The sequence below is a fragment of the Flavobacterium longum genome (assembly GCF_965137575.1).
Taxonomy (GTDB): Bacteria; Bacteroidota; Bacteroidia; order Flavobacteriales; family Flavobacteriaceae; genus Flavobacterium; species Flavobacterium longum.
Window position 1 is genome coordinate 587,119 of sequence record NZ_CBCRZJ010000003.1, and the last position, 11,662, is coordinate 598,780.

Sequence of the window (11,662 nt, forward strand, 5' to 3'; positions counted from 1 at the left end):
ACGCCCGTAATATTTCACGCGTAGTTGCGTTTATAATCCGATGAAAAAACTGCTATACTCGTTCGCACTCCTTTTCTCGATAATCATTTCCGCTCAACAGTCGGGCAATGTTGTCGTGGAATGGCGAGACAATGCATCGGTCAATTTCGGCGATTTCAAGCTGACCGTACCGCAGTTCAATCCAGAGAACTTCAATGTGGACGTCCATTCCCGGACGGTTTTTTTTTCCATAAAAACACCGGTTACACAAGCGGTTGATGCCAACGCGCTTCAGATTACCAACATTTCCTACGAACCAATACAGCAGGCGCAAGTCGGCGATCTCAAGGTTTCTGCATTGCCGCAAGAAATCAACGCCAAAGTAAAAACGGTACGTGCGCGCGGCAGGATGTTCGCCCACATCACGTTTTCGCCTATTATTAAGGACGGCAACAGCATCAAACGGGTAAAATCTTTTGCGTACAGCCTGAATCCGTCGGCTTCCCGCCCAACGCCACTTTTTAATAACGTATCTTCGATTTCCAATTCCCTTTTTGCTTCGGGCGATGTGTATCGTTTTTACGTTGAAAAATCCGGCGTCTATAAAATTTCCAAAAGTTTCCTGCAATCATTGGGGATGAACACTTCTGTCGATCCGCGTAAAATCAAGATTTACGGCAATGGCGGACGCATGGCACCATTGGCCAATGACGTCTACTATCCGATGGATCCAGAGGAAAATGCCATTCAATTCATTGGAGAAGGCGACGGCGTTTTTGATTCCGAAGACTACATCCTATTTTACGCCGAAGGCATGGACAACTGGAACGCCGACAGCCAAACGCACAACAACCTTTACGCAGACCGTTCCTATTATTATGTGACCAACAAAGGTTCCGATGGCAAACGCATCCAGCCGATGGACCCGCTCGAAGGCAGCCCGGCCGATATCAACATCACCACTTTCGACGATTACCAATACCATGAAAAAGATTTGGTCAATATCGTGCGTTTGGGCAGACGTTGGTTTGGCGAGCAGTTCGGGATTGAAGACCAACAGGAATTCGATTTCAAATTCCCGAACATTGACACGTCGCAACCCATTAAAATCAGTGCTGTAGCGGCATCTGCGGCATTCGCCGCCACCACTTTTACCTTTCAGGCCAATTCACAAAACGTAGGCACGATTTCCATTCCGGCGCTGATTGCCAACTCTGGCACCGAAGCCATTGGCGGCGCTTTGCCCACGACGAGCTCGTTTCCGGCAGCCGAAAACGTGACGGTTTCCGTGTCCTACAACAACGGCGGCGTCCCGACCTCGAAAGGCTATCTCGATTATATTATCCTTCGCGCCAAAAGGCAACTTACCGGGTACGGCAAACAGTTCCGGTTCCAGTTGGACAATTCGGCGACGTTGTCCGGCATCGGGCAATACCAGGTCACCAATGCAGCGGGCATCAAGCAGGTTTGGGACATCACAGACATTTACAACGTCACCAAAACCGAAAATAATGGACAGGCCAGCTTCTCTTTTAAAGCGCCGCTCGGCGAACTCCGCAAATACATCGCTGTTGATCAGTCCGATTATTATTCGCCGTCCAAGGAATCAAAGTCGCGCGTGGCCAATCAGGATTTAAAGGGCACGATTTTCAATAACGCGCAAGGCAATTTCGAGGACATCGATTACATCATCGTCACGCCGACATCACTTTACACCCAAGCTGAAAAACTCGCCAACTTCTGGCGCACGTACGCCGGCGGCATGAACGTAAAAACCGTAAAACTCGACAACATCTACGAGGAATTTGGCTCCGGCAAACAAGACATCGGCGCCATCAGGAACTTCGTAAAGTATGTCTATGAAAATGCTTCCACGCCTTCTGCGCGCGTGAAATACCTGAATTTGTTTGGCGATGCATCGTTCGATTTCAAGGATCGCATCCCGAACAACACCAACCTTGTCCCGATCTATCAGGCCATTTTCAGTTACACCATCGGTCAGATTTCATTTTGTTCGGATGATTTCTTCGGATTGATGGATCCAGAAGAAGGCCGGATTGATTATTTCAGCGCCAACGGCACATTGAATACTGATTTTGGCGGCACCGATATAGCAGTAGGCCGGATGATTGCCAATGACGCCAATGAAGCGGATGAGCTTGTAGACAAAGTCATCGATTACCACGACATCAAATCGTACGGAAGCTGGCGTAACAACATCGTGATGATTTCCGACGACTCGGACAAAGAACCGGATTGGACCTTGCAAACCAAGCAAAATGCGTTGGCCGACGTTATCGTGGCACAAAAACCGTTCATTAACGCCGAAAAAATATTGCTCGATTCTTACGAACAGGAAACCTCTGCGGGCGGCAACCGCTACCCGAAAGCACGTCAGGATATTTTCAATGCCTTCGAAAAAGGCGCGTTGGTTTTCAACTATCTCGGGCACGGCGGCGAAGATGGGCTTTCCGGCGAACGCATCTGGGAAAAGTCTGACGGGCAAAACCTACAGAACCGGTACCGTTATCCGTTGTTCATTACGATTACTTGCGAATTCTCGCGATTCGACAACCCGTATAGGCCAACCGCGGGCGAATACACCTATTGGAACCCGCGCGGCGGCGCCATTTCGATGCTGACGACGATCCGTTCCATTGACCAAACACAGGCTGAGAGCTTCAACAATACACTAGCGCAGTTTTTGTTTTCGTACGGCGTGGCCGCAGGCACAGACATTTCCATCGCCGAAGCGTTGCGTGAAGCCAAGAATTTGAGTGCGAATTCAGGCGCTAACGTCGTGGTTTGTTTGGGTGATCCGGCTTTGAAACTCGCCATCCCGAAACCGAAAATCAGGTTGACGAAAGTAAACGACCAGCCCGTTACCGGCCCAATCGACGATTTACAATCACTGGCTTTCGTGAAGCTTTCCGGCGAAGTCACCGATGAAAACGACAACCCGCTGCCAACGTATAATGGTGAATTGGCCGTGAACATCTTCGACAAACCGGTGACGCGCCAAACGCTCAACAACGACGGATTCGCAGACCCAATCAATTTTACGACATTGGGCGAAACGATTTTCCGCGGCAACGCTTCGGTGAGCAATGGCCAATTTGAGTTCGGATTCGTCGTGCCGCGCGACATCAGGATTCCGGTCGCGAATGGCCGCATCAGCTTTTATTCAAAACGGAATTTGCTGCAACTGGACAAAACGGGCTTTGACACGACGATCAAAATAGGCGGCATCAACCAAAACGCAGTTGCCGACAACATTGGCCCGACCGTAAAATTGTACATGAACGACCAAACTTTCGTAAACGGCGGCATCACCAATGACAACCCTATTTTCCTGGCGTTCCTGGAAGACGAACACGGCATCAATACCGCCAGTGGCATCGGGCACGACATCGTGGCAATCCTGGACGGCGACGAGAGCAATCCTTACATCCTGAATGATTATTACGAAACCGAACTTGACGATTTCACGAAAGGCAAAGTGCGTTTCCCGTTCCGCAATCTGGAAAAAGGATTGCATACGATAACTTTCAAGGCTTGGGATGTGTACAACAACCCGATTACGGCCGAAATCCAGTTCGTGGTTGTTGGTGACGAAGGCATCACGCTCACCAACGTGCTTAATTATCCGAATCCTTTCTCCACTTATACACAGTTCTGGTTTACGCACAACCGCCCGTTTGAACCGTTGGAAGTGCAAGTCCAGGTCTTGACCGTGACCGGAAAAGTGGTTTGGACCAAGAACCAAACCGTGACTACCGAAGGTTTTCTCTCGAGAGAAATCACCTGGGACGGCAAAGACGATTTTGGCGACCGCATCGGGAAAGGCGTTTACGTTTACAAGCTTACCGTACGTTCCGCGGCTACGGGCGTGCAATCTGAAAAGTACGAGAAACTTGTAATCCTTTAATAAAGTACTATATTTGTTTAATTATTCGTTTGTAAAAAAATTCATGAAAAAGTTCTCGATAGTATTTCTCTGCCTGATTGTTTTCCAGATTTCCCAAGCCCAAGACCGCGTCATTACTACAGGAGTTCCGTTCCTGCTGGTGGCTGCCGACGCACGTTCTGCCGGTATGGCAGATCAAGGCGTGGCCACTGCGCCCGACGCTTATTCGCAACAATACAACCCGGCCAAATACGCTTTCGCGCTGGACGGGCAAGGCGCTTCGGTAAGCTACACACCTTATCTGACTGATTTGGTGAACGACATTTCCCTCGGGCAGGTAACCTACTACAAAAGATTTGGTGCCGATGGCAGGAGTGCATTTGCCGGAAGTCTCCGTTATTTCGGATTGGGCGAGATTGAATTGCGCCAGAATTTCGACGACCCGCCAAATGTCGTAAAACCGAATGAATTGGCTGTTGACGGCTCGTACGCCCTGCAATTGAGTGAAGTTTTCTCGATGGCCGTCGGTGCGCGCTACATCAGGTCTAACCTGCGCATTCCGGATGCTACCGGCGATGCCAAACCGGCAAGTTCTTTTGCCGTGGACATTGCAGGTTATTACCAGTCTGAAGAAGTGGCCTACAGCGATTTCAACGGCCGTTGGAGGGCAGGTTTCAACTTCCAGAACTTGGGACCTAAAATCAAGTATGACGCTGCAGGCACCGATGACAACGCAAACTTCCTACCGGCCCAGATGCGACTGGGTGGCGGTTTTGATTTCATCTTCGACGAATACAACAAAGTGTCTTTGGGCATTGAATTCGATAAATTGCTCGTGCCTTCGCCACAAACGCCCGACCCGGCGGTTGACACCAATGGCGATGGAGATTTTGACGACGACGAAGACATCACAGACCTCGAACAACGCGCACGCAACAACGAAGAATACCGCAGTATCGGATGGGTTTCGGGCATTTTCAAATCATTCAATGATGCCCAGGACGGTTTCAGCGAAGAGTTGAAGGAGTTCACCTACTCGGTTGGCGCGGAATACTTGTATCAGGATTCGTTTGCGTTCCGTTTGGGTTATTTCAATGAAAGTCCGGAAAAAGGCGCAAGGAAATTCTTCTCGCTGGGCGCCGGTTTCAAATACAACATCGTGAAAGTAGATGTGTCGTATCTGTTCTCGGCCTCGCAGGTGAAAAACCCGCTGGAGAACACACTCCGATTCTCGTTGACGTTTAACTTCGGTGAAAAATTTGACCAATACTAATCATTATAAAGCGTAAAAAGAAAATCCAAATTTCAACTGAAGTTTGGATTTTTTTTCCGCCGTCGGTAACATGAAAGAAATTACACTTCAAACTTCTTTTTCGGTTTTTGATGCCAAGGACGCACTTCCGGCAGACGTTCTGGAATTGATGGATCAAGCCATCTCCATCCGCAAGAAAGCCTACGCGCCGTATTCGAAATTCCGTGTGGGTGCAGCCTTGATGCTCGACAACGGGAAAACCGTTTTGGGTTCAAACCAGGAAAATGCGGCGTATCCGTCTGGGTTGTGCGCCGAACGTGTGGCTGTGTTCCAATCGGGCGCGATTTACCCGGAAGCCAAAATCCTGAAAATGGCCATTTCGGCCGCTTCGGACACGAACACTACTTCGGCTCCGATTCCGCCTTGTGGCGCGTGCCGGCAGTCCATCGCGGAATATGAATTCAAGCAGGATCACGACATCGAAATCTATTTCATGGGCGAAACCGGGAAAGTCTATAAATCGGATTCCCTGAAAAATTTGCTGCCGTTTACTTTCGATAAAAACTTCCTGTAAAAAGGCCGTTTTAAATTTTATTTCTTCGGGGCAAATGTCTTACTTTTGCTTTTCGCAAATCTGCGTGTGAGAAACACAAACACCTGAAGCTCTATTGTGAGGCCGGAGCTCCGATTGTTTGTGTTCTTGGCTGACAGTTAGAAAATATAAGCCACAGACAAACAACCTGTTTGCGTCCGACATTGTTGCACAAACGATTTAAACACTAGAATTTACCGATGAAACCAATCACCAAAGAGGTTTATCTGAAATGGTATGAAGAAATGCTGTTTTGGAGAAAATTCGAAGACAAACTAGCCGCACTGTACATCCAACAAAAAGTACGCGGGTTTCTTCACCTATACAACGGCCAAGAAGCGGTTCTGGCCGGCGCCTTACACGCCATGGAACTGGGCAAAGACAAAATGATCACGGCCTACCGCAACCACGTGCAACCCATAGGCATGGGCGTTGACCCGCGCAAAGTCATGGCAGAATTGCTGGGCAAAGTCACCGGAACTTCAAAAGGAATGGGCGGCTCCATGCACATTTTCTCAAAAGAACACGGCTTTTACGGCGGGCACGGCATCGTTGGGGCGCAAATCCCGGTAGGCGCCGGAATGGCTTTTGGCGATAAATATTTTGGACGCGACGGCGTAACGCTAACTTATTTCGGCGATGGTGCCGCACGTCAAGGTTCATTGCACGAAGCATTCAACATGGCGATGTTATGGAAACTGCCGGTGGTATTCATCTGCGAAAACAACGGCTACGCCATGGGTACATCGGTAGAGCGTACCGCCAACCACACCGACGTCTGGAAATTGGGCTTGGGTTATGAAATGCCTTGCGGCCCGGTAGACGGTATGAATCCGGTAAAAGTGGCCGAAGCCATGGATGAAGCCATTGAGCGCGCACGCCGCGGCGATGGCCCAACGTTCCTGGAAATGAAAACCTACCGTTACCGCGGGCATTCGATGTCTGATGCGCAATTGTACCGCACCAAAGAAGAAGTGGAGGAATACCGCAAAATCGACCCGATTACACAAGTGCTCGATATCATCAAAGAAAACAACTACGCCAGCGACGCGGAGATTGAAGCCATGGACGAGCGCGTGAAAAATCTCGTGGACGAATGTGAAAAATTCGCCGAGGAATCACCGTTCCCGGAGGCGCAACAACTCTACGATGTGGTTTACGAAGAACCAAACTATCCTTTCATCCCTCATAAATTATAATCTATGGCAACACGCGTAACGATGCCGCGACTGAGCGACACCATGACAGAAGGCACGGTCGCCAAATGGCTTAAAAAAGTTGGGGACAAAATAAACGAAGGCGACATCTTGGCCGAAATCGAGACCGACAAGGCCACGATGGAATTTGAATCATTCAATTCCGGAACGCTTTTGCACATTGGGATTCCGGAAGGACAAACCGCCGCCGTGGATTCTTTGCTGGCCATTATCGGCGAACCGGGCGAGAAAATTGACGACGCTTTGACCCGAGGCGGAGCCGAACTGAGCGAAGCTAAAGGCGATGCTCCGAAAGCTGAAGCGCCAAAAGCCGAAGAAAAGAAAGAAGAAGATAAGCCTGAGGAGACAAAAGTGGCAGCCGAAGCAAAAGAACCCGCTCCCGCTGCATCGGCCGACTTGCCGAAAGGCGTAACCGTTGTCACCATGCCGCGCTTGAGCGACACGATGACCGAAGGAACGGTCGCAAAATGGCTCAAGAAAGTAGGCGACAAAGTAGCCGAAGGCGACATCCTGGCCGAAATCGAGACCGACAAAGCGACGATGGAGTTCGAGTCGTTCAATGCCGGAACGTTGTTGTTCATTGGCATCAACGAAGGCCAATCGGCGCCGGTGGATAGTGTACTCGCCATCGTCGGGCCGGAAGGAACCGATGTGACTGGCGTGGCCGAAAATTTCAAGAAAGGCGGCGCGGCTCCGGCTGAAAAAGTAGAGGCGCAACCCGCTGAAGGCAAATCAGAGGACAAACACGAAGAAATCGTATCCGACGGCAAACGCATTTTCATTTCGCCGCTTGCCAGAAAAATGGCCGAAGAGAAAGGCATCAATATCTCACAGGTAAAAGGCTCTGGCGAAAACGGCCGTATCGTACGCGCCGACATCGAGAACTTTACCCCAACGGCGGCACAAACTGCGGCGCCAGCAGCGGCGGCACCAGCCGAGCAGAAAACTGATGCGTCTGTAGCTAAACCGTATGTTCCTGTGGGCAAAGAAGAAACCGAGGAGATCAAGAACAACCAGATGCGCAAAGTCATTGCGAAACGTTTGTCTGAATCTGCGCAAACGGCGCCGGTGTTTTACTTAACTATTGAAGTCCTGATGGACAATGCCATGACGGCGCGCGAAGCCATCAACGCCATGCCGGAGACGAAAGTATCGTTCAACGATATGGTAATCAAGGCTTGCGCAATGGCGCTCCGTAAACATCCGAAAGTGAACTCGACGTGGAAAGAAGACGCGACGCTGCTGCATAAACACATCCATGTGGGCGTGGCCGTAGCCGTTGAAGACGGATTGCTCGTTCCGGTGTTGAAGTTTGCCGACCAGATGACGCTGACGCAAATTGGCGGCAACGTTAGGGATTTGGCGGGCAAGGCGAAGAACAAGAAAATCCAGCCGGCCGAAATGGAAGGATCAACCTTTACCGTGTCTAACTTGGGCATGTTCGGGATTTCTGAATTCACTTCGATCATCAACCAACCGAACTCGGCGATTTTGTCGGTCGGGGCGATTGAGCAGAAACCAGTGGTGAAAGACGGACAAATCGTAGTGGGCAACACCATGAAAGTGACGCTGGCCTGCGACCACAGAACGGTTGACGGTGCCACTGGTGCGCAATTCCTGCAAACACTCAGGACGTATCTGGAAAACCCAGTAACGATGTTGGCCTAACGCCGACTAAACATATTGAAAATCCCGTTTCGCGACGGGATTTTGTTTTTATACCGCGGCCCGCGTGAGCGATGGCAGCGGCATCCTTTGGGAAACCCCAAAGGATTTGAACCCGAGGCACCGCCGAACTGTATGGAGCGCAACGAAATAAAACTTTTGGGTTTTCGCAAAGATAGAGCACTATCGAGCGCAAAGTGCAACTTTGTTCGAAGATATCGAGCGAAGCTCTGCGCGACGGCGTTTCCGGAAATGTTGAACGTAATAAAAGTGCCGATAACGCCGGCACGCCCAAACACATGAAAAAGACCTTTGTTCTCCTATTGGCAGTCTTGGTTTTGACTGCATGCAAAAAGGAAACTGCTGAAACAACCGAACACGCAGCGGTGAAAGACGAACATTCCTATGCCGAGCCGGATAAGGCTGTAGTGACGCATTTGAGTTTGGACATTAACGTGGATTTCAACACCGAAACGATCTCGGGCTGCGCTATCTGGACGATTGACAACAAATCTAAGGGCAACGAAATCGTGTTTGACGAAAACGCATTGGAGATTGAGAAAGTCACGCTGGACGACAACCAACCTACGACGTTTAGTTTGGGCGATAAAGTGGAATACCATGGACGCGCGGTTCGGGTAAAAATCAAGCCGGACACGAAAAAAGTATCGGTTTACTACCGCACCACAAAAGACGGCGTGGCGCTGCAGTGGCTGAAACCCGCGCAAACAGCCGATAAGAAATACCCGTTTGTGTTCTCGCAGGGCGAAAGCGTCTGGACCAGGACTTGGCTGCCGTGCCAGGATTCGCCATCGATCAAGTTTACCTACGACGCGAAAGTGACCGTGCCGAAGGAATTGCTCGCGATGATGAGCGCCGACAACCCGCAGGTGAAAAATGATACGGGCGTTTACACATTTGAACAGAAAAAACCGATTTCCTCTTACTTGCTGGCCATTGCCGTAGGCGATGTTGGGTTTAAGGCAATTGACGGCAGGACGGGCGTGTATGCCGAACATTCGGTGCTGGACAAAGCTGCCTGGGAGTTTGGCGAGCTGGGCAAAATGGTAAACGCAGCCGAGAAACTATTCGGGCCGTACCGCTGGGGCCGATATGACGTACTGGTGTTGCCGCCGAGTTTCCCGTATGGCGGGATGGAAAACCCGAACCTGACGTTCCTGACGCCTGGAGTGATTGCCGGCGACCGTTCGCTGACGAGTTTGTTGGCGCATGAACTGGGACACAGTTGGAGCGGAAACCTGGTAACCAACGCGACCTGGGATGATGTTTGGCTCAACGAAGGTTTTACAACATATGTTGAGCACAGAATCGGGGAAGCCGTTTTTGGCGTACGCGAAGCAAAAATGCAGGATGTCATGAGCCGGAAAGTACTCACCGATAACTTGTCAGATTACGGCAGCGGCCATGAAGACACACGGTTGAAAGTATCCACGCACGGGCGCAACCCTGATGATTCCCTGAGTGACATTCCGTATGAAAAAGGGTATGCATTTTTACAGGCGGTGGAACTGGCCGTGGGGCGCGAGACGTTCGACAAATTCATCACGCAGTATTTCAACGACCATGCATTCCAGTCGATTACAACGGAGGAATTCCTAGCCTATTTTAACGAGCACTTGATCAAAGGAGACAAGGCTTTGGCCGATAAAATCAAAGCGGAAGACTGGATCTATAAGCCAGACGTGCCGGCAAACATTCCCGTAGTGACATCTGAAGATTTCAAACGCATCGATGCGATTCAGGTTTCCTGGCGAAAGACCGGCGTAACAGGGTTGGCAGCGCAAATCAAATCGACGAACGAGCGACAGCATTTCATCGATTATTTGCCTGAAGATTTGACCGCTGCAGAAATGGCGGCGTTAGACAACGAGTTCAAGTTTACGGAGAAAGGAAATTTCGTCATCCGGCGCCAATGGTTCGCCATTGCCATCAGGCAGCAATACAAGCCGGCTTATCCCGCCATTGAACAATTCATGGTGGCCACGAGCCGCACGGGTTCACTGACTACTTTGTATCGGGAAATGACCAAGACGCCTGAAGGAAAAACTTGGGCCAGGCGAATTTTCGACAAGGCAAAATCGGGTTATCATGCCACCACGGTAGAAGCCATAGGAAACGTACTGAAATAAAAAAAGCGCCTATTTGGCGCTTTTTATTTTTATATCTTTTACTCTCCGTCGTTCCAAAAACTGCTAAAATTTAAGCTGAATACTGGCGCCGGAAGAATTTTCTTCTCTTCTCTTGGCTGGCATTTGAGCGGTACTTTTACTGGTTTTGCCTTTGGTTTGACCTTGGCAGGCTTTGCAGGCGTATCGTCCGGACTAATGAGTTGGTGCGTACTGGTCAAAATCCGCTCTGAGATGTTATACCAAAATGGCCCAGGACCTTGGTGGTCTTTCCCGTACATGGACGCCGACAAGAAGAAAACGAAAAGCAACGACAGTTTTTTCATGACAAACTATTTAGCATATCAAATATAAATATTTTTTGATACGCACCAATTATTTTTGCGTGCGTTAACACATTTAGTAAGAACAATTTGGGCGTGCCGGCGTTTTCGTGTCGGTGGGTTGCGGGAAGTACGCCGAAACGCCGTCGGGCAGAGCTTCGCTCGATATCTTCGAACAAAGTTGCACTTTGCTCTCGATTGCTGTATCTTTTGGGCTTGCTGCGCCGCCGCAAAAGGATGCCGCTGCCATCCCTCACGCGGGCTAGAAGTTTAAAGGCTGAAGTTTGAAGTTTAAGGTTCCAAGTTTGGGGTTCGTGCGGGCATCAATCCACATCTTCACGCTTGAAAGGCGGCGGCACGAGCACGATAGCGCGACTGCACTGCACCGCTTGGAAACAAAAAACCCCGACTTATTCAGTCAGGGTTTTCAAAGAAAGGCGGCGACATACTCTCCCACAAATTGCAGTACCATCTGCGCAGGCGGGCTTAACTTCTCTGTTCGGGATGGGAAGAGGTGAGCCCCGCCGCAATAACCACCTTAGGCCGTTTGCGATCGGTTTTCCGATGCATGATATTGTTG

At 50.1% G+C, this 11,662-nt stretch carries 7 protein-coding genes and 1 rRNA gene; 6 read left to right on the forward strand and 2 right to left on the reverse strand.

Annotated features, from left to right (window positions below; all coding sequences use genetic code 11):
• Positions 1-40 precede the first annotated feature (40 nt).
• The 6 genes from porU to ACM9J1_RS08275 all read left to right on the forward strand — a co-directional run bounded on the left by porU (position 41) and on the right by ACM9J1_RS08275 (position 10,762).
• Positions 41-3,907, forward strand: coding sequence for a type IX secretion system sortase PorU (porU, locus tag ACM9J1_RS08250; RefSeq protein WP_415581558.1), 3,867 nt, complete (start codon positions 41-43; stop codon positions 3,905-3,907).
• Between the two features lie 43 nt (positions 3,908-3,950).
• Positions 3,951-5,159 carry a type IX secretion system outer membrane channel protein PorV gene (gene porV / locus ACM9J1_RS08255; protein WP_415581559.1) on the forward strand — a complete coding sequence of 403 codons (1,209 nt, stop codon included), beginning with the start codon at positions 3,951-3,953 and terminating at the stop codon, positions 5,157-5,159.
• 70 nt (positions 5,160-5,229) lie between these two features.
• The gene (cdd, locus tag ACM9J1_RS08260) at positions 5,230-5,712 is read left to right on the forward strand and encodes a cytidine deaminase (RefSeq protein WP_415581560.1); all 483 of its coding nucleotides are present in this window, start codon (positions 5,230-5,232) and stop codon (positions 5,710-5,712) included.
• Between the two features lie 218 nt (positions 5,713-5,930).
• Positions 5,931-6,929, forward strand: coding sequence for a pyruvate dehydrogenase (acetyl-transferring) E1 component subunit alpha (pdhA, locus tag ACM9J1_RS08265; RefSeq protein WP_415581561.1), 999 nt, complete (start codon positions 5,931-5,933; stop codon positions 6,927-6,929).
• 3 nt (positions 6,930-6,932) lie between these two features.
• Positions 6,933-8,615, forward strand: a complete 1,683-nt coding sequence (locus ACM9J1_RS08270) for a pyruvate dehydrogenase complex dihydrolipoamide acetyltransferase (RefSeq protein WP_415581562.1) — start codon at positions 6,933-6,935, stop codon at positions 8,613-8,615.
• 296 nt (positions 8,616-8,911) lie between these two features.
• Positions 8,912-10,762 carry a M1 family aminopeptidase/hydrolase gene (locus ACM9J1_RS08275; RefSeq protein ID WP_415581563.1) on the forward strand — a complete coding sequence of 617 codons (1,851 nt, stop codon included), beginning with the start codon at positions 8,912-8,914 and terminating at the stop codon, positions 10,760-10,762.
• A 38-nt stretch (positions 10,763-10,800) separates the two neighbouring features.
• Here ACM9J1_RS08275 and ACM9J1_RS08280 read toward each other — a convergent pair whose 3' ends face one another.
• Together ACM9J1_RS08280 and rrf are read right to left on the reverse strand one after the other, a co-directional pair.
• Positions 10,801-11,085: a hypothetical protein gene (locus tag ACM9J1_RS08280; protein WP_415581564.1), complete on the reverse strand. Its 285-nt coding sequence runs from the start codon at positions 11,083-11,085 to the stop codon at positions 10,801-10,803.
• A gap of 429 nt (positions 11,086-11,514) precedes the next feature.
• Positions 11,515-11,623 (reverse strand): 5S ribosomal RNA (gene rrf, locus ACM9J1_RS08285).
• Between the last annotated feature and the right edge of the window lie 39 nt (positions 11,624-11,662).